Below are 23645 nucleotides of genomic sequence, written 5' to 3' on the forward strand. Positions count from 1 at the left end.
CATAATTAACTTAATTGCTGATTTTTAATATGGATTTATAGTGTCAAAAGGTTTGTTTCGTTCCGGGATGATTGTAAGTGCAATGACAATGATCTCGCGTATTTTAGGGCTAGTGCGTGATGCTGTTGTTGCTAACTTGTTGGGGGCAGGGACTGCTGCCGATGTGTTTTTATTTGCAAACCGTATTCCTAATTTTTTACGCCGTTTATTTGCTGAAGGGGCTTTTGCACAGGCGTTTGTACCTGTATTAAGTGAAATCAAAGAACAACAAGGCGATGATAAAGTCAGAATATTTGTTGCGCAGGCGGCAGGTACACTCGGCACAATTTTACTACTCGTTACGCTTTTTGGTGTTGTGGCATCCCCCGTTATCGCCGCTTTATTTGGTACTGGTTGGTTTATTGATTGGTGGCAAGGTGGCCCTGACGCAGAAAAGTTTGAGCTTGCCAGTTCACTATTAAAGCTGACCTTTCCTTATTTATTTTTTGTAAGCTTAGTGGCGCTTAGTGGCGCAGTAATGAATGTGTACAACCGTTTTGCAGTTGCCGCATTTACTCCTGTATTACTTAATGTTTCTATTATTGGTTGTGCCATTTTATTGCATGACCAATTTTCTGTTGGTGCATATGCATTAGCAATAGGCGTATTTTTAGGGGGCGTGGTACAGCTATTATTTCAACTGCCGTTTTTATATAAAGCAAAAATGTTGGCGCGGCCGCGATGGGGTTGGCAAGACGAAAATGTTAAAAAAGTGCGTAAATTAATGCTCCCAGCGTTATTTGGTGTATCAATTAGTCAAATTAACTTATTACTCGATACGGTAATAGCTTCATTATTGATGACAGGCTCTATCGCTTGGCTGTATTACTCAGATAGACTGATTGAATTCCCACTTGGTTTATTTGGTATCGGTATTGCGACGGTTATTTTACCTGCGCTATCAAAATTACACAGCAGTAAAAAAAGTAGCGACTTTCAACATACCCTAGATTGGGGAGTGCGATTTGTGATTTTTTTAGGGCTCCCTGCAATGGTAGGCCTGATGATTATAAGCCCGTTGATTATTACTGTGCTGTTTGATCACGGCGCGTTTAAAGAGGCTGGCATTGATCACGTTAAGGCAGTGAGCTTAGGGGTGGTTGCCTACTCGGTGGGATTAGTCAGCTTTATGTTAATTAAAGTGTTGGCGCCTGGGTTTTATTCTCGCCAAGATACGAAAACACCGGTGCGCATTGGTATTGTCACTTTGGTGCTTAACATGGTGTTTAATATTATGCTGGCGCCCTTTATTGGCTATTTAGGCTTAGCACTGGCAACCTCTATGTCGGCTAGTTGTAATGCCTACTTACTGTACCGACAGCTTAAAAAAGAGAATGTTTACCAGTTCTCCAGCATGAGTGGCTACTTCACTTTGAAATGTTTGCTGGCGAGTGTGACGATGGGCGCACTAGTGTGGTTTACCAGTAGACACTATGATTGGCCTAGCTGGCACTTTAGTGAACAAGTTATGTTGTTGGTTGTGTTATTAATTATTGCGGTTGTTAGTTACTTTTTTATGTTGTTTTTGATGGGCGTTAGACTAAATACGATAAAAAGTGTAGCAATTACTGAATCAAATTAAAAAAAAGATTATAATCGGACACTCTGCGACCCAAGGTCGCATTTTATCGCTCGCTGAAAAAGGCATTAGGTGGCATGGAGTTAATTAGAGGTATACACAATATACGCCCACAACACTTTGGTTGTGTGCTAACCATTGGTAATTTTGATGGTGTTCATTTGGGTCATGCTGCCGTATTAAAAGGGCTGTTAGCGGATGCCAAAGAAAATAATTTACCTAGCACTGTAATGTTATTTGAGCCTCAGCCACAAGAGTTTTTTGCAAAAAACAATGCCCCGGCTAGGCTTACTCGACTGCGTGATAAACTTCGTCTATTGAGTAACTTGGGGATTGAGCGCGTTATTTGTATTAGCTTTAATCAAGCGTTTGCAAATATGCATGCAGAGCAGTTTGTGAGCGATATTTTAATTAAAAAGCTGGGCGTTAAAGCATTAACGGTTGGCGATGATTTTAGATTTGGTAGACAGCGCCAAGGAAATTTTAGCCTATTGGCTAATATGGGTACTCAAGCGGGAATGAGTGTTAAAAGCACTGCCAGCTTTAGGCAATTAAATGCTAGAGTAAGCAGTACCTTAATACGAGAAGCGCTTGCTGAGGGTGACTTGGTTAGTGCCAAAGTCATGCTTGGGCATAATTATGCGATATCTGGGCGTGTTATTCACGGCTGGAAAAAAGGCCGAGAACTAGGTTTTAGAACGGCAAATATTGCCCTAAAGCGTCAAGTTTGTCCGGTTAATGGCGTATTTGCGGTTCAAGTAATGATCGCAGGAAAACACGTTTTTGGGGTGGCTAACATTGGAAACAAACCCACATTTAATGGAACTCGTGCCTTATTAGAAGTACACCTTTTTGATTTTGCACAAGATATTTATGGACAATTTATGCATGTGGAGTTGATTGAAAAACTCCGCAACGAGAAAAAATTCGAGACATTAACACAACTGACGGCACAAATAGCAACCGATGTTGCCGCCGCTAAGCAGTGTTTTGGTTTAAATTAGGTAGCCGATAGAGACGGAAAGTAGGATTAATGAGCGACTACAAACATACTTTGAATTTACCGGAAACAATGTTTCCAATGCGTGGCAATTTGGCACAACGTGAACCAAAAATGCTTAAAGCATGGTATGAAGACGACCTGTATGGTCAAATTCGCAGCGCAAAGAAAGGTAAAAAAACTTTCATTTTGCATGACGGCCCTCCGTATGCAAACGGCGATATCCATTTAGGCCATTCAGTAAATAAAATATTAAAAGATATTATTGTTAAGTCTAAAACCTTATCAGACTTCGATGCGCCATACGTACCAGGTTGGGACTGTCATGGTTTACCAATTGAGTTAATGGTTGAGAAAAAAGTCGGTAAACCCGGTGTTAAGGTAACTGCTGCAGAATTTCGCGAAAAATGTCGTGCCTATGCTAAAAAGCAAGTGGAAGGCCAAAAAGTAGACTTTAAACGTTTAGGCGTTTTTGGTGATTGGGATAAGCCTTACCTAACCATGAACTTTGACTTTGAAGCCAATGCAATTCGTGTACTAGGTCGCATTATAAAAAATGGCCATCTGCATAAAGGCGCAAAACCTGTGCATTGGTGTACAGATTGTGGCTCTGCATTAGCAGAAGCAGAAGTTGAATACCAAGATAAACAATCGCCAGCTATCGATGTACGTTTTACTTTTGCTGATCAAGACGCAGTAGTAAATGCGTTTAACTTAGCTGATGGTCATCAAGGCACTGGCAGTGTAGGGACTGTTATTTGGACTACGACACCGTGGACTTTGCCAGCTAACCGTGCGGTTGCTGTGCATGCTGATTTAGAATACGCGCTAGTACAAGTAGACGATGAAGGTGCTCAGCAGCGTCTGATTTTAGGTTCTGAGCTTGTTAAAGATGCGATGGATCGTTTTGGCTTTAACCACTTCCATATCCTTGGCTATGTTAAAGGTGCAGCACTTGAAAACTTAAACGTTGCACACCCATTTTATGACTTTAACGTACCGGTTATTGTAGCTGAACACGTAACCACAGATTCTGGTACGGGTGTTGTACATACTGCACCTGGTCATGGTCAAGAAGATTTCGTGGCAGGCCTTGAGTATAATCTTGAAGTAGCTAACCCAGTTGGCGCAAACGGAGTGTACTTACCTGACACTGAATTATTTGCCGGTCAACATGTGTTTAAAGCCAATGCGAGTGTAATTGAGGTATTAAAAGAAAATAATGCCTTAATGCATCATCATGCATTAACTCATAGCTACCCACATTGTTGGCGCCATAAAACGCCTATTATCTTCCGTGCCACACCACAATGGTTTGTTAGCATGGATCAGGCTAACTTACGCAAAGATTCACTGGCTGAAATTAAAAATACTCAATGGTTACCTGAATGGGGCGAAAGCCGTATTGCCAACATGGTTGAAGGCCGCCCTGATTGGTGTATTTCGCGTCAACGTACGTGGGGTGTACCTATTGCATTGTTTGTTGATAAAGACACGGGTGCATTACACCCAAATACTCAAGAGCTGATTGAACAAGCTGCAGTACTTGTCGAAAAATCAGGTATTCAAGCATGGTATGACCTAGAGCCTGCTACTTTGCTAGGTGAAGAAGACGCTAAACAGTACATGAAAGTACAAGACACGCTAGATGTGTGGTTTGACTCAGGTGTGACTCATGCCTGTGTTGTTGATGCGCGTGAAGATTTAGTTGGTCCTGCAGATTTATACCTTGAAGGTTCTGATCAACACCGTGGTTGGTTTATGTCATCAATGATGACTTCAGTGGCAATTAATGGTCATGCACCATACAAGCAAGTGCTTACGCATGGCTTTACGGTTGATGAAAACGGCCGCAAAATGTCTAAGTCATTAGGCAATGTTATTTCGCCACAAAATGTGATGAATAAACTGGGCGCTGATATTTTACGTTTATGGGTAGCATCAACTGATTACACAGCAGAAATGACCGTATCCGATGAAATATTCAAACGTTCGGCAGATCGTTACCGTCGTATTCGTAACACCAGCCGTTACTTACTTGCTAACCTAAGTGGTTTTGATCCAAAAACGGATCAAGTTGCTGTTGATGATATGGTTGAGCTTGATAAGTGGATTGTAGGGCGCGCAGCACAGTTACAAGATGATATTTTAGCGGCTTACGATAGCTACCAAATGCTATTAGTAACGCAAAAGCTAATGAACTTCTGTACCGGTGAGCTTGGTTCGTTCTACTTAGACGTTATAAAAGACCGTCAGTACACGGCAAAAAGCGACAGCCATGCACGTCGTTCTTGTCAAACAGCGCTTTATCATATTGCTGAAGCTATGACTCGCTGGATGGCGCCAATCATGAGCTTTACAGCGCAAGAAATTTGGGAAGCACTTCCAGGTGAGCGCAGTGACTATGTATTTACTTCAACATGGTATGAGGGATTACAAGCACCAACAACGACCAAGTTTAGTAATGAAGACTGGCAAGCTATTTTAAATGTGCGTGACGAAGTGAACCGTCTGTTAGAAGCTGCACGTAAAGAAGATGTGATTGGCGCAACATTACAAGCAACCGTAAACCTGTTTGCCAGCAAAGAGCTTGCAGCAAAACTTGCGGCGTTAGGCGATGAGCTACGTTTTGTGTTGTTAACCTCTGCGGTTAACGTTACCGAGGTAGACAGTCAACCTGCAGATTCACAAACTACTGAAATTGATGGCTTATACATTAGCGTATCAGCAACAGATGCTAAAAAGTGTGAACGTTGTTGGCATTACAGTGAAGATGTAGGTGTTGAGCCTGCTCATCCCGAAATTTGTGGTCGTTGTGTAAGTAACGTTGACGGTGAAGGTGAAAAGCGTCAATTCGCTTAGGAGTTGTTTTTAGTGAGCAAACTAACCCAAAAAAGTGGTTTAGTGTGGCTTTGGTTGAGTCTATTACTGCTTGTAATAGACTTTGCCAGTAAAACACTGGTTGTAAACACCATGGCTTATGGTGAGTCAATTAATTTACTGCCTGTTTTTAGCATCACTTATGTACATAACTACGGTGCAGCCTATAGCTTTTTAAGCGAAGCGGGTGGCTGGCAGCGTTGGTTTTTAAGTGCAATAGCAATCGCGATTAGTTGTTTGTTGGTGTGGTGGTTAAAACGTCTTCCAGCGTCTAATAAAGTATTATGTGGTGCTTACTCGTTAGTTTTAGCCGGTGCTATTGGTAACTTGTACGACCGCATTGCTTATGGTTACGTTATTGATTTTTTACATGTGTTTTACGAAGACTCACATTTTCCCGTATTTAATATTGCAGACTGCGCTATTTGTATTGGTGCTGCATTATTACTATTTGACGCCTTTACCGGCGAAAATCCAAAGGAGCATAAAGCATGAGCCAAGCTGTAATTGGTGAAAACTCAGACGTTATTTTTCATTTTTCTATTAAACTAGAAGATGGCTCTGCCGCTGACTCAACGAAAGTGCATAACAAGCCGGCTAAGCTCACTATGGGTGATGGCAGCTTAACCGCTAATTTTGAAAAATGTTTACTTGGCCTAACGGCCGGTGAGAGCAAAACATTTGAGCTTGAGCCGGAAGATGCCTTTGGTCAACCAAACCCAGATAATATTTATTATGTAGATCGTAGTAAGTTTGGTGTAGAAACGCCGGCTAAAGTAGGTGCTATTATTGCGTTTACTCAACCTGATGGCACCGAGCTTCCGGGTTTGGTGCGTGAAGTGCAAGGCGAGTCAGTTACTATCGATTTTAATCACCCATTAGCGGGCCAGCGCTTAACGTTTGAAGTTGATATTATTGAGGTGCAAGGTTAATGGAAATATTATTAGCTAATCCACGAGGCTTTTGCGCCGGTGTTGACCGCGCAATTAGCATTGTTGAGCGCGCTTTAGATATTTTTGAAAAACCAATCTATGTGCGCCATGAAGTGGTACACAATCGTTATGTGGTTGATGGCTTAAAAAATCGCGGCGCTGTGTTTGTTGAAGAGCTTGATCAGGTACCGGATGACAGTATTGTTATATTTAGTGCTCATGGTGTATCACAGGCTGTACGCAGTGAAGCAAAACGCCGTGAGCTTAAAGTATTTGATGCAACCTGCCCGTTAGTGACTAAAGTGCATATGGAAGTTACCCGTGCCAGCAGAAAAGGCATTGAATGCATTTTAATTGGTCACCATGGACACCCCGAGGTTGAGGGCACTATGGGTCAATACGACAATCAACAAGGTGGCATTTACCTAGTTGAAACCGTTGATGACGTGTTAAAGCTTGATGTTAAGAATGCAGATAACCTTTTTTATTGCAGCCAAACAACCTTGTCGGTAGATGATACTGCGGATGTGATTGATGCTTTACGCAGCAAGTTTCCTGCTATTGATGGTCCGCGTAAAGATGATATTTGTTATGCAACTCAAAACCGTCAAGATGCAGTACGTGACTTAGCAGACAAAGTCGATGTGCTATTGGTTGTAGGCGCTAAAAATAGCTCTAACTCCAATCGTTTACGAGAACTAGCTGATAAAATGGGTACGCGTGCGTACTTAATTGACGATGCCAGCAATGTTGAAGCGTCATGGTTTGATGGTATCAATAGTGTGGGGGTTACCGCAGGCGCCTCAGCACCTGAAGTGCTAGTGCAGCAAGTGATTACCCGCTTAAAAGAGCTCGGTGGTAACCAAGTAACAGAAAATCCTGGTGAAGAAGAAAACATTGTTTTTGCTGTACCAGTAGAGCTGCGTTAATTTAGAGATAAATCATAAAAGGAGGGTCGAATGGGTAAGCAACTGTCACCAGATGCGTTACTTTTTTCGGCCCTTTTTAATGAGCGTGGTGTGCTTGCATCCCTCGTAGTAACACAGGTTGTGGCTATTATATTAGCTTTTGCTCCTAATGCTGGCGATGACATATGGCTGCATTTGGGGGCGATCAGTTTGTTTCTCCATGTAACTGTGCTGGTCAGTACCTCTTTTTTATATCTTTGTCGTCGATTACTCGCAAAACAGACTCAGTTTATTCAGATCAGTTTTTTTATTGCTTCATATAGTCTCAGTACTGCTGTATTTAGTCTGGTGTTTTCTCATATTGCTTTTGATATTGAAAACGAAAAACAACTGACGTTTTTTGTGCTGCGTAATTGCATTATTGTATTTTTGCTTACCTTACTGTTTGTACAATTTTTGCTTATTCATTTTGAAAAAGAGCAGCAAACCAAAGCACTTTCTCGTGCAGAACTTGATGCTTTGCAGGCACGGATCCGACCCCACTTTTTATATAATAGCTTGAATACGGCGGCAGAATTAACGCATCATGACGTTGAGGCTGCAGAGCATGCAATTTTAGCACTAGCAGCGCTGTCTCAAGCTGCAATGCGTTCAGGTCAAAGTGTATTACTCAGTGATGAAATAACATTAACTAAACAGTATATTGCGCTTGAATCATGGCGCTTTGCAGAGCGCTTAAAGGTTGAGTGGTTATTACCAGAACATCTCCCTGCGCTCTATATTCCATATCTAACATTACAACCTTTGGTAGAGAACGCAGTATGTCATGGCATTGAGCCAAGCCAAAGTGGTGCTACTATAAGTATTGAACTGCATGTGACAACACATTATTTAACCTTAATTGTAACTAATCCTGTACCTACTGAAACTGAAAATACTAGAGAGCATAACGGTATGGCTCTTGATAATATTCGTTCTCGTTTAAGTATTTATTATAAAGGTCGGGCGCAACTGACAATAACCAACAAAGATAATCAATTTAGAGTCAAAGTAGTCATCCCAAAACAAGCAGAGAATACGTTATGAATGTATTGATTGTAGATGATGAACCCTTAGCAAGGGCACGATTGAAGCGTTTACTCGCTGAGAACCATACATCCATTCATGTGCAAGGAGAGGCTAGTAATGGCAACGACGCTTTAACACAAATGAAAAAGCAGCAGCCTGATTTAGTGTTTTTAGATATTGATATGCCAGGCTTAAATGGCATCGAAGTGGCCAATCAACTCAATGATCTAGCGGTACCTCCGGCGATTATTTTTATAACCGCTCATCCTGAGCATGCACTTGATGCGATGCAGTTAAATGCAGCCGGATATTTGGTAAAACCTATATCAGAAAAAAGTTTGCAACATGCATTACAACAGCTAGGACGTTTAAACAGAGTACACCTGCAACAACAACAAACAGAAAAAATAACCTATCAATTAGCAGGCACCGTAAGAAGTATAAAAATAGAAAATGTTTTTTATTTTTATGCACAGGAAAAGTATACCAAAGTTGTGTTCGATGGTGGGGAGGCTCTAATTGAAGACAGTTTAAAGCAACTTGAAATGCAATATCCTCGTCACATATTGCGAATTCATCGAAATACCTTAGTGAATAAAAATAAAATTTTGGCACTCCATACACTTAAAAACCATCAACATGTTATTGAACTCAAAGGGTGTTCACCTTTTTTAGCTGTTAGTCGTCGAGCGCTCAAAAGCGTAAAAAGCGTACTTTAGCACACCGACCTATTAACCGCTTATCAACATAATTAACCGTTGGTCGTGGTCCTAGTTGAATCTATTTTTTTATTGCATACACTTAGTATCAGATAATTATTATTTGGTTTTACTATGTCTTTGAGCACGTTTAAATTGCAAAAAGGTTTTACCCTTATTGAGGTCCTGATTGCGTTTATTATTCTTAGCTTTGGTTTATTAGGGGCCGTTGCCTTACAGGCTAAAGCTAAGCAAGCTAGTTTTGACTCAATGCAACGTGCCGCTGCTGTTGCGCTTGGTAATGATATTATTCAACGAATACGGGCTAATGACACACCGCAACTAGCTACATTATACGACCTTGAGTTTACCAGCGAGACAAGTATTAATTCCTCTACAACCTGTTTTACAAGTTCATGCAGTAATGCACAAATTGCGAGTTTAGATATAGAGCAGTGGAAGCGTGCTATTCGTGCCCGCGAAAATACGGGATCACTTGATGGTGCCACCGTATGTATTAATCCAGAGTCGGTAGCAGGCTCTGGCGGTAAGGCGTTTAATATTGAGGTCATTGTTTCTTGGCAGGGTCGTCAAGAATTTAAGGCGAGTGAAGCAACAGGCAAAATTAGCTGTGGTGTAGCAGATAAAAGGCGCCGTTTAGTTGTACTTACTAGCTACATTTACGTTAGGAGCTAAGATGAAGCAAGCTGGTTTTACACTCATTGAAATGATGATCTCTTTATTTATAGGGGGATTAATTTTGGGTGGCGTAATGTTTACCTATATTGGTATGAAAGTGACGACCCGCGATACGATGACAATAGGTGAGCTGCAAGAGTCTGGTCGATTAGCCATTAATATTATGCAACGCGATATAGAACAAGTAGGCTTTTGGGGAACATTTTATGATGATTCGTTTACTGCAATAAATACATCATCATTAACAAATCCTACAGGTGATTGCTTCGAAGGTCTCAACAATGGCAGCTTTCCTGATTTAACCAGCAGCAGTAATTTTAAAACCCTTTATGCAAAAACAGCGGCAAGTTCAAGTGAACTTAATTGTGTTAATAACCCTTTAGCGGGTACTGATATTTTACAGGTTAAGTTTTTACAAGGTCACCAACTAGAAGTTGATGCCGCAGGTGTTAATGAAACGCAAAGTGATGAGAATTACTTTATTGCTGAGCAAGAAAATGCACGCTTTGTTCGAGGTGTTATCGACCCTGATAGTTTAAATGTTAATGCCAGTGTTTGGCCTTACAGCCATCATAGTTATTATATTGCTGAGCAAACTTATACAGTCAATAATAAAAGTATTACTGTACCCGCACTCATGCGAAAACGTTTAGTAGCTGGTTCTATGAATACAGAAACTATAATGGAAGGCGTGGAGAATATGCGTTTTGTGTTTGGTTTAGATACCACCACCGACAGTCGCGTGGATACCTATAAAAGCATTAATAACATGACAGCCACAGACTGGGAAAACCGCAAAGGTATTTTAACGGTACAAGTTTTTTTATTGATTAGAGCACTGCAACCTGATCCAGGTATTACACTCAAAAACCAAACCTATGTATTAGGGGAAGATGCTAATAAACGCACCCTTACTTTTTCAGATAACTTTAGACGTACTGTATTCACAACAACTATCCGTTTAAATAACGTGGGAGCAAATTTATGGCGTATTTAATCCCGATGAAAAATAAACAGCAAGGTGTGGTGCTTATCACTGCACTAATAATGGTCATAGCCGTTACAGGTATTGCAGTGACGTTAATGAGTAGCAGTAGTATAGATATTAAAATTACTAATTCAGCACAAGAGCGAGAAGTTGCCGAAAATGAACTTATCGGCGAAGTGCAGCGCATGATTGCCGATGAAGCGAGCAATGGTGCAACAAATCAATTTTTTTTAACGCCAGAGGAAGTAACTACCATGGCGTCTGGCAATGAAAAAGGCATGGTTATAGCCGAACATAATGATATGCAAAGTAGAATGATTAACTTAAATAAAGGCGTGCTTGATTTAGAATGTCCTCGTCGTTTTAGTTTTACAGCTGGGATCTCATGCAACATGGTACAAGTTTCAACAACTATTGAGTATGGCTCTAAAAGTAAGCACCAACTAACAATTGTGACAGGCGTAGCCCAAGAGATGGCTAGCCTAAGCAAGGGGATTTAAAATGAAACTGATACTAAATAAAGCACTCATTTCTTTAATAGGAATAATGCTTAGCATGTCAGCAGGCGCTGAAGATATAGAGCTGTATGTTAATCATAATGTACAAACCAATGAAAAGCCTCGCGTAATCATGATTTTTGATACATCGGGAAGTATGGCATGGGATGTAAATGATGGTGATGCCTGTTATAAAAGAAGCGGTAATAGCTATTACGAGGTTGATTGCTTTGAAAGTAAAGACAGTTATAAACGAAATGAGCAATGTTATAAAAGAACTAGTTACTACAATTATGAACCCACATGTAGTGATAGCCGCTTAAGAGTTGCGCAAAATGCTATCACCCAATTAGTGAACGATAACGATGATATTGAATTTGGTTTAATGCGCTTTAATGGTAGTAATGGTGGGTATGTTTTAGCCAGAGTAGGGGCTGAAAAGTCATTTTTACTAAATAAAGTAGAAGAGTTACCTGCAAGTGGTTCAACTCCATTAACAGAAACACTCTGGGAAGCCTACCTGTATATCACGGGACAAAACGTATATTACGGGGGAAATACTAATGAACGAGATTTTACAGCAGAGTCATCAGGGATATATAAATCACCCTTTGCGCCTGTTACTGGCGAGCCACTTAGGTGTGATAACAGTATTAATATTATTTTAATGACAGACGGCGATCCAACCAACGATTCAAATAGAAATAATGATATATACAACCTTCATAATAGTTATTTCTCTGGTAATCCGCCTGCTGTTAGTAACAGCTATTTGGCGGCGCTAGCAAAAATTATTCACGGTACAGATGATGTAAAAGTTGACTTGTATAGCAAAACTAAGAATGTACTTGACATAGGACGTGTATTTCCTATCGGTTTTGGTACGGGTATGAGTGACTCAGGTAAAAACTTACTTACTGAGACTGCAGATTACGGTGGTGGGCAATACTTACATGCGAATACAGCTGCGCAACTATCTGATGCACTTAAAAATACGATTTCTCGTATTCGTGAAGTAAATGACAGTTTTTCATCGCCGTCAGTGGCGAGTAACAATGTAGATCAAACTCGAAGTCGTGATGCTATTTATTTTGCTATGTTTTATCCAGAAACCGGGGCGCGCTGGCGTGGTAACCTGAAAAAGTTAAAGGTATCGGGCAGCCAAATAGTCGATGCAACCAACAAACAAGCCCTTAATAGTGACGGTTTAATTTCAAAAGAGGCAAAAACATTTTGGTTACCTGCGGGCCAACCCGCTGATGGTAACGCGGTTGCGCAGGGGGGGGTAAACCATTATTTAAGCACCATAGATCCACTTGCTCGTAATTTATTTACGGAGAATCAAGGCTCGATTATTAGTTTTGATACTTCGGCTGTTAGTGACATTCTCAGTGGCATTGTTAATAACCCGCTGACCTTATCCACTCAAGATGTTAATTGGGCAAGAGGAGTAGATGTTGATGATGAGGACAAAGATGGCTCATCACAAGACCAACGCGCTGATATATTTGGTGATCCTTTGCATTCAAAACCAATTGCAATTGATTATGGTAATGATGATATTCGCATCCTCATAGGGACAAATGCTGGCTTCTTACATATGTTTAAAGATGCCGGTGAGACTGTAAGTGAAAGTTGGGCATTTATACCTTCAGCACTGTTTGACATTATTAAACCACTTAGAAATAAACAAGCAGATAGTAAAGTATATGGTATGGATGGCCCTATCAGTGTCTACTTTAGTAATAAAAGCTTAAATAGTGAAGGTTTGAATGACGGTATTATAGATGCTAGCAAAGGAGACGAGGTATGGGCTTTTGCTGGAATGCGCCGTGGTGGTAAAAACTACTATGGTTTAGATATTACAAATCCTAATCAGCCAAAACGTCTTTGGAGCAAACCAATTGAAGGGGGTAAAGGCGACTTTACTGAATTGGCACAAACGTGGTCAAAGCCACAAATAGCTTATATTAAAGCTTTTGGTAATAAGCCTTTGCTTGTGTTTGGCGCGGGTTACGATACAAATAAAGATGCGGCAATAAGAGCAGAGGACTCAAAAGGGCGTGGTATTTATATTGTTGAGGCAAAAACAGGCAGCTTAGTTTGGGCGTTAACCCCAGACAGTAATGGCTTTAAAGGTAAACACAGCATTGCTGCTGATTTAACTACGCTTGATTCAGATTATGATGGCTATATTGACAGAATATATGCTTCAGATACCGGTGGTAATATTTGGCGAATTGATATGCCTGGAGAAGATAGCAGTGAGTTTAGCCATTTCAAACTTGCAGAGCTAGGTAGTAATCAAGATACTCAAGATAGACGCTTCTTTTATAAGCCATTGGTTGCGCGTACTTTGTTTAGTAAAGTAACAGAGACCACGGTTAATGGTAATAAAGTGATTACTCGTTTAGATACTCCTTATGATGCAGTTGTTATTGGCAGCGGTAACCGTTCAAAACCAACGAATACAAACGAGCAAGATCAATTGTTTATGATCCGTGATGAGAATACTCTGACGCGTTCATTTAAAACTAATGCTCCTGCGCCAATTGTGCCTGCAGATTTAATGGTGATGAATAGTGACCCCTTTGGTAATACTTTAGATGACTTAGATGGTTTCACCCTTGTTGAAGCTGAACTGGCGAAAAAGAAAGGGTGGCGTTATGAGCTAGCGAAAGGTGAAAAGTCATTAGCTGCAGCTACCGTTGTTGGTGGGGTTGCTTATTTTACCTCTTTCACGCCAGCATCTGATGAAGTTGTAGAGAATCAATGTTCTTTAAGTGGCGGTGGCGGCGCACTTTATGCTTTTCATTTGCATTACGGTACTAAAGTGTATGAACAACTAAAATTTGCAACCAGTTATGATGTGCCAGATACACCACAGCTTTATTTTGGTGCGACTAATTCCTGTGCTGATTCTAACAATGATGGAAAATGTGATGATAATCCAGAGGAAGATGTTATCGAAGAGAGCCAGTTTTTTCTAATTGGTCCTGGGATCAAAGGGGAACAAGCTGAAAATCCACTTAAGCCAATAGAAATTACAGGACCTGGCTTAAAAGTGGTAGATGGTAAAATTAAGCTAGTGAATGATAAACAACCCATTGGCTTTGGTTTTAAAACGCAGCAAACATATATTTATAAGCGTGAAGAAAACGATGAGATCAACAATTAAGGGCTGTATATGAATAAGACACAACAAGGATTTACATTAATTGAGTTAATGATCACCGTTGCGATTGTTGGCATCATTGCCGCCATTGCAGTGCCTAATTACAGTGAATATATAAAAAGGGCATCACGCGCAGAAGCCGCTTCTGCGCTTTTAGATGCGGCAAACAAGCAAGAGCAATACTTTGTGGATAACCGAGCATATTCAACTTCGTTTAGCGACTTAGGTATTCAAAGTAAAACTGAAAACGGTCATTTTGAGCTAACAATTAATGTGGTTAATAGCAATGAATTTACAATCACTGCTAAACCCATTGCTGGTGCTGTGAAAGGGGATGCTGATTGCACGTCATTAACCATTAATGACGTTGGCTTAAAAGGAGCAACGGGTAGTAAAGGCAATACCGACATCAACTATTGCTGGGGTAGATAACATTAGTTATTTTTGGCATTTGTTAGTAGATTTTATTCGTATTCGCCCAGTTTGACTTATTGACAGAGCAAGCCCCTCAAGGCTTGCTTTTTCGTTATTTGGGCAATAGATAAAAGTACCGTTTTGAAAGCCGTTTAAAGAGCCATCGGGTCTAAAAGTGATGGCATCCCGAGGATACTCTAAGCTATCAGAGGGATGGATATGTTCAAAGGTACTAATAAGGCGCTCGTCATCATCTAAAGAGGTTGACTTGTCGTTATCAATAAAAAGTGACACCTGATTGTCCCAATCATCTTCTAAACACTCATTATTTTTCAAGGCACATAGAGTGACGTAGCTATTATTTTCTATTGCATAAAGACGTGCATAATTAATGTTTCTGTGTAATAGATTAATCTGGTTATCTGCGCGATTGAGCGCCAAGAAATCAGGAAAAAACCATAATGAGAGTTGGCTTAGTATCGCTATAACTGAAATGGTTACTAGTAATTCTAATAATGTAACGCCACCATTTTTGTGAGCACTTATAATTAACTTCATCCCTGAAGCCTTTCATTGAACAGTCCATTATATTAGTTTAGTAAACAATCAAAAAAACGACAAAGTATGAAATGGCTTTTAACCACAGCTCTCTGTGGTATCCCCTAAATAAAAAGCGGTGCCTGATTGCGTTAATGTTAACGCTTTTTGGTTTTTGTTGTCGCCGTTAGGACAAAATATGAAGTTCCCAGGATTTGTAGTTATACGTCCGCTGGTATTAAATCGTATACGGGTATCTGTAAATGAAACGCGATCATTAGGACTAATTTCCTCCATGACTCTGATCAAGCTATCTGTTTCATTATTATATTGGCCATTATTATTAGCATCTATAAAGGTAATAATTATTTGATCAACATCCCATTTACTTGAGCAAGTTAGGGTTTTATCATCACTTTTTACTTTTGTACCTGGAGCAGCGCACACAATTACGATCTCATCGGTACTAGCCGCTTGTGAGCGTGCAAAGCTAATATTACGTTTAAGTTCTAATAAAAAATTTTCACCTCGGTTTTCTTCCAGCATATCGCTACTGTTCCACAACGCAATAGTGGCTATAATGCCAACAATGGCCACGGTGACCATTAACTCTAATAGGGTAAATCCACGGTGCTTAGTTTTCATATAAATCTCATTAACTCGGTGATGTTTTAGTATAGTTATTTTTATTAAAATAATCATACCATGATTATTTTTCACCGGTGCTATTCAATCTCTTTGTTTGCTATGAACCTCATGATTGTCTAAAATCGAGGCAACTGAAGCTTTCAAAAGTAATTACTATGAAAAAAATAGAAGCAATCATTAAACCGTTTAAGCTCGATGATGTGCGTGAAGCATTATCTGATGTAGGCATTACGGGTATGACAGTAAGTGAAGTAAAAGGGTTTGGGCGTCAAAAAGGCCACACAGAGCTATACCGTGGTGCTGAGTACATGGTTGACTTTTTACCTAAAGTAAAACTAGATATTGTGCTCGGTGATGAAGACGTAGAACGTGCTATTGATGTTATTGTTAAAACAGCACAAACTGGCAAAATCGGTGATGGTAAAATATTTGTCACTGACGTAGAACGTGTGGTTCGAATTCGTACTGCAGAAGAGGATGAAGAGGCTATATAGTCGAGTAAACCTCGTAAAAAAGGCGCTAATTTTATAACTAGCGCCTTTTTCGTGTTATTTATTTCTGCTATTAAATTTACGCGTTTGCTCTGCATGCTGACTTAGTTCAGTCAAGCCAAGCTTCTCGTAACTTTTTTCCATCATGGCGAGTGCCGCATCAAGATAACTACTTTGTGAGTAGTGCTCTACCACATATTTACCGCGATTTGCGGCTGCTAAATAGGCTTCACGTTCGTAATAGTAAGTTGCCACTTTTAACTCATAACGTGCCATGCGGTTTAATAACCAAACTAAACGACGTTTTGCTTCTGGCGCATAATCACTTTCTGGAAAACGTTTAACCAAAGTTGATAAGTCGGTATAAGCAACACGGGTGCGTTTAGCATCTCTGTCAGCTCTGTCTACACCAAAGTATTCTTGGAAAGCATTTTTATCCGCCTTAATATTAACCAAGCCACGCATGTAGTACATGTAATCTAAATCTTTGTGGTTTGGGTTTAAGCGAATAAAACGGTCGATTGTAGCAAGCGCTTGCTCTGTATTACCTGATTGGTAATGTGCATACACTAAATCCATTTGGACTTGTTTTGAAAACGGACCAAACGGGTAGCGAGAATCAATTGCCGTTAATAATTCAATTGCACGAGCGTATAAACCAGAATCAAGCGTTTGTTTTGCATCTTCGTATAGTGCTTGTGCCGATCTGTTGGGTACGCGTTGAATATCTTCTTGGTCAGGTGCAGACGAGCAGGCCCCTAAACTAAGCACTGAAACTGAAAAAACAATGGCGAATGCACGTTTCCCTATTTTATTTATCATTTTATTTGTTACCTTCGATGTCTTCGGCTAGGCCAAGTGGGTAAAACCGAGTAAACTATGCGTATTATGTTATGCTTTTATTAAAAGCGATTCTAACCCAGTCAAGCAAAGCTTGCACTGGTAAATTGGGTAAAGTTACTAATGTCAGAGCAAATATCTCTCCAAGCCGAGGTCCCAACAGACTTAGGTGGTAAACGTCTAGACCAAGTATTAGCACAATTGTTCCCTGATTATTCACGATCACGGATAAAAACGTGGATTTTAGATGATAAAATCACCGTTGATGGTGAAATTTTCAACACCCCGCGTGAAAAACTACTCGGTGGTGAAGTTGTAGCTGTTGAAACAACAATAGAAGCACCTCGTGAATACGAAGCACAAGATATCAAATTAAACATCGTTTATGAAGACGATGATATTTTAGTGATCAACAAACCAATGGGATTAGTGGTTCATCCTGGCGCAGGTAACCCTGACGGTACTGTGTTAAATGCTTTATTACACTACTATCCGGAAATTATTAACGTACCACGAGCGGGTATTGTGCATCGTTTAGACAAAGACACAACAGGTTTAATGGTTGTTGCTAAAACGATTCAGGCACAAACACATTTAGTTAAAGCACTGCAAAAGCGCGAAAACTTTACACGTGAATATGAAGCGTTATGTAATGGCACTATGACAGCCGGTGGTATGGTTGAAAAACCAATTGGTCGTCATGCTACGCAGCGTACGCATATGGCAGTACATGAAATGGGTAAACCAGCTATTACGCATTACCGTGTTGCCGAAAAATTCCGCGCCCATACTCGTTTGCGTTTACGCCTTGAAACAGGGCGTACACACCAAATTCGTGTGCATATGGCGTACTTAAACCACCCATTAATTGGCGATCAATCTTATGGCGGTCGTCCTCGTCCACCAAAAGGGGCAACGCCTGAGTTATTTGAGTTACTGCGTAGCTTTAAACGCCAAGCGCTTCATGCCGTTAAATTAAGTATTGCGCATCCAATCACCGGTGAAATGATGACCTGGCAAGCGCCTATCCCTGATGATATGGTCCAAATGACTCAAGCACTGCGTGAAGACACAAAAGCAAACCCTGATATAGCGAGTTAACAATGTTTGGCTTATCAGCTACATGGCAATCTCTTCATGGTGTAGATACATTGAGTACTACACGTGAAGGGGGCGTATCTCAGCCTCCATTCGATAGTTTGAATTTAGGGTTGCATGTAGGTGATAACAGCCAAGATGTATTAAATAACAGAGCACGTGTAAATGCTCATTTGCCTAAACCGGCAATTTGGTTAAATCAGGTTCATAGCGCTGATGTAATTACAGTGGATGAGCGATTTGACCCCAACCAAACACTCACAGCCGATGCGCTATATACGCAATTACGCAATCAACCTTTAGCCATAATGACCGCTGATTGTTTACCTATTTTACTCTCATCGAGTGACGGGCAAGAAGTGGCCGCAATTCATGCTGGTTGGCGAGGGTTAGAGCAAGGGGTGATAAACAATACGCTGGCATGTTTTAAAAATGCCTCGGCGAATATACATGCTTGGTTAGGTCCTGCAATAGGGGCGAATCAATTTCAAGTCGGCCAAGAGGTAGTCGAGTTATTTACAGCAAATAACCCACTAATGCACAGCGCGTTCAAAGCTCAAAATAATGAAAAGTATTTAGCTGATATCTATCTAATAGCAACTATTTTACTTAATCAACAGGGCGTTATAAACATTAGCGGGGGTGAGCATTGCACGGTTTCTCAAGCTAACTTGTTTTTTTCTTATCGGCGCGATGGCCAAACCGGTCGTATGGCAAGTTTGATCTGGCGCAAGTAAATAATCATTAGGTGATTATTTTTCCCACAATACCTTGAACAAACCCGCTAACATACCCATCTATTAAGTAATTCGTTTTTTTATAGGTAAACCCCCATGCGTTTAGATAGATTTACAAGTAAATTTCAGTCTGCGCTTTCAGATGCGCAATCATTAGCGCTAGGTCGCGATCATCAATTTATTGAACCTGTGCATCTAATGTACGCTTTGTTAAAACAAAGTGGCTCAAGTGTACGTGCACTATTTGCACAAATGAGCATCAGCGTTGATGAACTCAACACTAAATTATCACAAGAGATAGAAAAGTTATTTAAAGTGGAAGGTGTTGGTGGCGATGTACAGTTGTCAAATAACATGGTTTCACTGATAAACCTATGTGATAAATACGCCCAAAAGCGTAAAGATAAATACATTTCAAGTGAGTTGTTTGTATTAGTTGCGTGTGAAGATAAAGGCCCGCTTGGCAGTGTTTTTAAAGCACTTAACATTACGGCGAGTAAGGTTGAAACGGCAATTGAGGCGATTCGTGGTGGCCAAAAAGTTGACGATCCTAATGCGGAAGAAACACGCCAAGCACTTGAAAAGTACACCATCGATTTAACTGAGCGTGCAGAGCAAGGTAAGCTTGACCCTGTAATCGGTCGTGATGATGAAATTCGCCGCACTATTCAAGTATTACAACGCCGTACCAAAAATAACCCTGTGTTAATTGGTGAGCCAGGGGTGGGTAAAACAGCCATAGCTGAAGGGCTTGCACAGCGTATTATTAATGGTGAAGTGCCTGAGGGCTTAAAAAACAAGCGCGTATTATCACTTGATTTAGGCGCATTAGTTGCTGGTGCAAAATACCGAGGTGAATTTGAAGAGCGTTTAAAATCAGTACTTAATGAGTTGGCTAAAGAAGAAGGCCAAGTTATTTTATTTATTGATGAAATTCATACCATTGTTGGAGCGGGTAAAAGTGATGGCGCTATGGATGCGGGTAACATGTTAAAACCTGCCTTAGCACGCGGTGAACTCCATTGCGTAGGCGCAACCACTTTAGATGAATACCGTAAGTACATTGAAAAAGATGCTGCGCTTGAGCGCCGTTTCCAAAAGGTATTAATAGAAGAGCCTTCAGTAGAAGACACCATTGCTATTCTGCGTGGCTTGAAAGAGCGTTACGAATTACACCATTCAGTGGAGATCACCGACCCTGCAATCGTTGCCGCAGCGCAGTTATCGCATCGTTATATTAGTGATCGCCAATTACCCGATAAAGCAATCGATTTAATTGACGAAGCGGGCTCTTCTATTCGCTTGCAAATTGATTCAAAGCCAGAAGCTTTAGATAAATTAGAGCGCCGCATTATCCAATTAAAAATTGAAGATAACGCATTGGCCAAAGAGAAAGATGAAGCAAGTCAAAAGCGCCGTACAGAAATGGTCGAGCTGATCACTGAGCTTGAAGGGCAATACCGTGAACTAGATGAAGTATGGAATGCAGAAAAAGCGTCTTTACAAGGCACGCAGGTTATTAAAGCTGAGCTAGAGCAGGCACGACTTGATTTAGAAGTGGCTCGCAGAGCAAGTGACTTGCAGCGTATGTCTGAACTGCAATATGGACGTATACCTGAGCTTGAGCGCAAACTCGATTTAGCATCACAAGCAGAAATGCAAGAAATGAGCTTGCTTAAAAATCAGGTAGGCGAAGATGAAATTGCAGAAATTTTATCACGTTGGACCGGGATCCCAGTGGCGCGTATGCTCCAAGGTGAACGTGAAAAACTATTACAAATGGAAGAGCAGTTACATAACAAAGTCATTGGTCAAGATGAGGCCGTCGTTGCGGTGGCTAATGCCATTCGTCGTTCGCGTGCAGGGCTTGCTGATCCCAATCGTCCAATTGGCTCGTTCTTATTTTTAGGGCCTACAGGGGTTGGTAAAACAGAACTTACCAAGGCACTAGCAGGCTATATGTTTGATACCGAAAGTGCCATGGTGCGTATAGATATGTCTGAGTTTATGGAAAAACACTCAGTCGCACGTTTAGTCGGTGCGCCTCCAGGGTACGTAGGTTACGAAGAAGGTGGTTATTTAACCGAAGCTGTTCGTCGTAAACCCTATTCGGTTATTTTGCTTGATGAAATAGAAAAAGCGCATCCAGATGTGTTTAATATTTTATTACAAGTCCTTGATGACGGGCGTTTAACGGATGGCCAAGGGCGTACGGTTGATTTTAAAAATTCGGTTATCATTATGACCTCCAACTTGGGCTCAGATATCATTCAAGAGCAAGCGGGAAGTAATGACTATGACGAGCTTAAAGCAAAAGTCATGGGTGTTTTACATAATGAATTTAGACCCGAGTTCATTAACCGTATTGATGAAACTGTGGTATTTCACTCACTTTCACATAGTCATATTAAAGAAATTGCAGATATTCAGTTAAGCAAATTACGTCAACGATTGACAGAGATGGGGTATTTACTTGAGTTGACAGATGCTGCTCTTGAGCGAATTGCTGCCAGTGGCTTTGATCCTGTCTATGGCGCTCGTCCACTTAAACGGGCAATACAGCAAACCATTGAAAATCCATTAGCACAAAAACTGCTTAATAATGAATTTCAACCAGGTTGTATCATTGTCATTGATGCTAACGAAGACGGCTTAGTGTTTACGAGTCGATAATCTGAGCACAGCAAAAAGCCGCTGTTTACAGCGGCTTTTTTGTTTCTATTTTAGGGCGTTTGTTAAACTTTAAAAGTCAGTAATAAGTCATTCACTTTTCTTGAGCCTTCAACTAGTTCAGCCGCACCGTGCGCTACGCTAAAACTCAATTGTAAATTGTCATCCCCTAAGCCTTTAATCTTTTCAACATTACTACCAATGTCTTTACTTACAACCTGCTGCTGTTCTGCTGCGGCTGAAATATCCGTGGCGAGCTGTGAAATTTCACTAATTTGAATAAAAATACTATCAAGCTCTTGTTGTGTTTGTCCTGTTGTATTAACACAGTCATCGGCTTGTTGTTTTGTGCTCTGCATGATTTTAGACCAGCTAAACAAGGTATCTTGAATTTCTTTAATTGAGCTATGAATTTGTGCTGTGGCGTTTTGAGTTCGTGACGACAGCGCTCTTACTTCATCGGCAACGACTGCAAAACCACGCCCATGCTCACCGGCGCGTGCCGCTTCAATAGCCGCATTGAGTGCCAATAAGTTAGTTTGTTCAGCAATCCCTTCTATTTCACTCATGACTTGGCCAATTTTATCCGCTTCAGAGGCAAGCCCCGTTGCTGTGGCGGCCGCTTGCTCAACTTGTACAGCTAAGTCAGACACCATTTTACTGTTATCTGCAATATGATTCTTGATATCAGAGCAGCTTTGATAAGTAATGCCCACTTTATCAGCCGTGTTATTGGTATTGTTAGAGATTTCACCAATCGTGGTACTCATTTGTGACATGGCTGAAGCAATTTGTTCTAGCTGAGTGCCTTGAGAAGAAATACCTTGCTCGGTCAACGTCGATTGTTGATCTAACCCTTGGGCAATCGTATTAAAACTCAAGGTTGAATCTTTTACCCGCCCCAGTACCGTTCTTAATTTAGCACTGAGCATCTGCTCTCTATACTCACTAATGCTGTGTGGGTGCGAGCCACTAAACACATAACGAGATACAGAGTCTGCTTGGTTTTTTTGTTGTTTGAGGGTTGCAGGTGTGATTACCAGCTCATCATAATTTAAAACTAAAATAACAATACATACTAATAAGTTAATCGCGGCAAGCGAAAGAGAGCCCCACATTGCGACACTGGCTAACCAAATTAAAATACCCGCAATGCTCAAACCTTGTCTCATTGATGTGCGTTCGCGCCAGCTGAATAATGATTTATTAGCGTTAATTTTGGCATAGAGCTTTTGCGCTCTGCGTTTTGCGCGTTGCTCTAGTTTTATTCGTACAGACTGATAACCAATAAGTTGGCCATGCTCAAAAATAGGCGTTACAAATGCATCAACCCAATAATAGCGGCCGTCCTTACATAAGTTTTTTACCGCGCCACGCCACGAATGGCCTTGTTTTAAAGTGTCCCACATTTCTTTAAATGCAGCTTTTGGCATATCAGGGTGGCGAACGATATTGTGATTTTTATTTATCAGTTCATCCATCTCGTAGCCTGCGATACTACAAAACTCATGATTGGCATAAGTAATAACACCGCGTAAGTCAGTGGTTGAAACCAACTCTTGGTGTTCTTCGAAGTTAACTTCTTCATCTATTAAGCTTTGATTACGACGCATAGTGACTCTTTATCATTCTTTATTATGGCGGCTATTGTAATTACTAAAACTAATGTACGTTAGTGATATGTGTAAAATAGCAGGAATAAGACATTTTTTTTGATATTTATATGATCTTTATCAATATTAAGCGT

General features: G+C 40.7%; 21 protein-coding genes. 17 read left to right on the top strand and 4 right to left on the bottom strand.

Annotated elements, in window-relative coordinates; translation table 11 throughout:
- Positions 1-82 precede the first annotated feature (82 nt).
- The 13 genes from murJ to KK487_RS04895 all read left to right on the top strand — a co-directional run bounded on the left by murJ (position 83) and on the right by KK487_RS04895 (position 14895).
- Positions 83-1621, top strand: coding sequence for a murein biosynthesis integral membrane protein MurJ (gene murJ / locus KK487_RS04835; protein ID WP_036956891.1), 1539 nt, complete (start codon positions 83-85; stop codon positions 1619-1621).
- A 74-nt stretch (positions 1622-1695) separates the two neighbouring features.
- Positions 1696-2622 carry a bifunctional riboflavin kinase/FAD synthetase gene (gene ribF / locus KK487_RS04840; protein ID WP_036956845.1) on the top strand — a complete coding sequence of 309 codons (927 nt, stop codon included), beginning with the start codon at positions 1696-1698 and terminating at the stop codon, positions 2620-2622.
- A gap of 29 nt (positions 2623-2651) precedes the next feature.
- Positions 2652-5480, top strand: coding sequence for an isoleucine--tRNA ligase (ileS, locus tag KK487_RS04845; RefSeq protein WP_013464470.1), 2829 nt, complete (start codon positions 2652-2654; stop codon positions 5478-5480).
- Positions 5481-5492: 12 nt separating this feature from the next.
- Complete coding sequence (gene lspA, locus KK487_RS04850; protein WP_013464471.1) at positions 5493-5993, top strand: signal peptidase II; 501 nt, start codon at positions 5493-5495, stop codon at positions 5991-5993.
- Positions 5990-6430 (top strand): FKBP-type peptidyl-prolyl cis-trans isomerase, encoded by a 441-nt coding sequence (gene fkpB / locus KK487_RS04855; protein WP_013464472.1) that lies wholly within the window; start codon positions 5990-5992, stop codon positions 6428-6430. The genes lspA and fkpB overlap by 4 nt, the downstream gene beginning before the upstream one ends.
- Positions 6430-7359, top strand: coding sequence for a 4-hydroxy-3-methylbut-2-enyl diphosphate reductase (gene ispH, locus KK487_RS04860; RefSeq protein ID WP_013464473.1), 930 nt, complete (start codon positions 6430-6432; stop codon positions 7357-7359). Before fkpB ends, ispH begins: the two co-directional genes overlap by 1 nt.
- A 30-nt stretch (positions 7360-7389) precedes the next feature.
- Positions 7390-8424, top strand: coding sequence for a sensor histidine kinase (locus tag KK487_RS04865; RefSeq protein ID WP_013464474.1), 1035 nt, complete (start codon positions 7390-7392; stop codon positions 8422-8424).
- Entirely contained in the window at positions 8421-9125 is a 705-nt protein-coding gene (locus tag KK487_RS04870) for a LytR/AlgR family response regulator transcription factor (protein WP_013464475.1), read from the top strand. Before KK487_RS04865 ends, KK487_RS04870 begins: the two co-directional genes overlap by 4 nt.
- Before the next feature lie 114 nt (positions 9126-9239).
- Complete coding sequence (gene pilV, locus KK487_RS04875) at positions 9240-9800, top strand: type IV pilus modification protein PilV (RefSeq protein ID WP_013464476.1); 561 nt, start codon at positions 9240-9242, stop codon at positions 9798-9800.
- Between the two features lies 1 nt (position 9801).
- On the top strand, positions 9802-10800 hold the full coding sequence (locus KK487_RS04880; protein WP_013464477.1) for a PilW family protein: 999 nt from the start codon (positions 9802-9804) through the stop codon (positions 10798-10800).
- Positions 10788-11291 (top strand): hypothetical protein, encoded by a 504-nt coding sequence (locus KK487_RS04885; RefSeq protein WP_016899436.1) that lies wholly within the window; start codon positions 10788-10790, stop codon positions 11289-11291. Before KK487_RS04880 ends, KK487_RS04885 begins: the two co-directional genes overlap by 13 nt.
- A gap of 1 nt (position 11292) precedes the next feature.
- On the top strand, positions 11293-14466 hold the full coding sequence (locus KK487_RS04890; RefSeq protein WP_013464479.1) for a pilus assembly protein: 3174 nt from the start codon (positions 11293-11295) through the stop codon (positions 14464-14466).
- 9 nt (positions 14467-14475) lie between these two features.
- The gene (locus tag KK487_RS04895; protein ID WP_013464480.1) at positions 14476-14895 is read left to right on the top strand and encodes a type IV pilin protein; all 420 of its coding nucleotides are present in this window, start codon (positions 14476-14478) and stop codon (positions 14893-14895) included.
- Positions 14896-14901: 6 nt separating this feature from the next.
- Here the strand turns inward: KK487_RS04895 and KK487_RS04900 are convergent, their stop codons facing one another.
- Complete coding sequence (locus KK487_RS04900) at positions 14902-15435, bottom strand: GspH/FimT family pseudopilin (RefSeq protein WP_013464481.1); 534 nt, start codon at positions 15433-15435, stop codon at positions 14902-14904.
- 78 nt (positions 15436-15513) lie between these two features.
- Entirely contained in the window at positions 15514-16059 is a 546-nt protein-coding gene (locus tag KK487_RS04905; protein ID WP_013464482.1) for a GspH/FimT family pseudopilin, read from the bottom strand.
- A 158-nt stretch (positions 16060-16217) separates the two neighbouring features.
- Between KK487_RS04905 and KK487_RS04910 the strand changes: the two genes are divergently transcribed.
- Complete coding sequence (locus tag KK487_RS04910) at positions 16218-16556, top strand: P-II family nitrogen regulator (RefSeq protein WP_013464483.1); 339 nt, start codon at positions 16218-16220, stop codon at positions 16554-16556.
- Between the two features lie 54 nt (positions 16557-16610).
- Here KK487_RS04910 and KK487_RS04915 read toward each other — a convergent pair whose 3' ends face one another.
- On the bottom strand, positions 16611-17375 hold the full coding sequence (locus KK487_RS04915) for an outer membrane protein assembly factor BamD (RefSeq protein WP_013464484.1): 765 nt from the start codon (positions 17373-17375) through the stop codon (positions 16611-16613).
- Positions 17376-17516: 141 nt separating this feature from the next.
- On the opposite strand from KK487_RS04915, the gene rluD reads away from it, so the two are divergent.
- The 3 genes from rluD to clpB all read left to right on the top strand — a co-directional run bounded on the left by rluD (position 17517) and on the right by clpB (position 21901).
- Complete coding sequence (gene rluD, locus KK487_RS04920; protein WP_013464485.1) at positions 17517-18494, top strand: 23S rRNA pseudouridine(1911/1915/1917) synthase RluD; 978 nt, start codon at positions 17517-17519, stop codon at positions 18492-18494.
- 2 nt (positions 18495-18496) lie between these two features.
- Positions 18497-19228 carry a peptidoglycan editing factor PgeF gene (gene pgeF / locus KK487_RS04925; RefSeq protein WP_028835383.1) on the top strand — a complete coding sequence of 244 codons (732 nt, stop codon included), beginning with the start codon at positions 18497-18499 and terminating at the stop codon, positions 19226-19228.
- Positions 19229-19324: 96 nt separating this feature from the next.
- Positions 19325-21901 carry an ATP-dependent chaperone ClpB gene (gene clpB / locus KK487_RS04930; protein ID WP_036956846.1) on the top strand — a complete coding sequence of 859 codons (2577 nt, stop codon included), beginning with the start codon at positions 19325-19327 and terminating at the stop codon, positions 21899-21901.
- A gap of 62 nt (positions 21902-21963) precedes the next feature.
- On the opposite strand, the gene KK487_RS04935 is transcribed toward clpB, so the two are convergent.
- Entirely contained in the window at positions 21964-23511 is a 1548-nt protein-coding gene (locus KK487_RS04935; protein ID WP_036956847.1) for a methyl-accepting chemotaxis protein, read from the bottom strand.
- Positions 23512-23645: the final 134 nt, after the last annotated feature.

Origin of the sequence: Pseudoalteromonas sp. SiA1, assembly GCF_018732205.1 — a bacterium.
Taxonomy (GTDB): Bacteria; Pseudomonadota; Gammaproteobacteria; order Enterobacterales; family Alteromonadaceae; genus Pseudoalteromonas; species Pseudoalteromonas tetraodonis.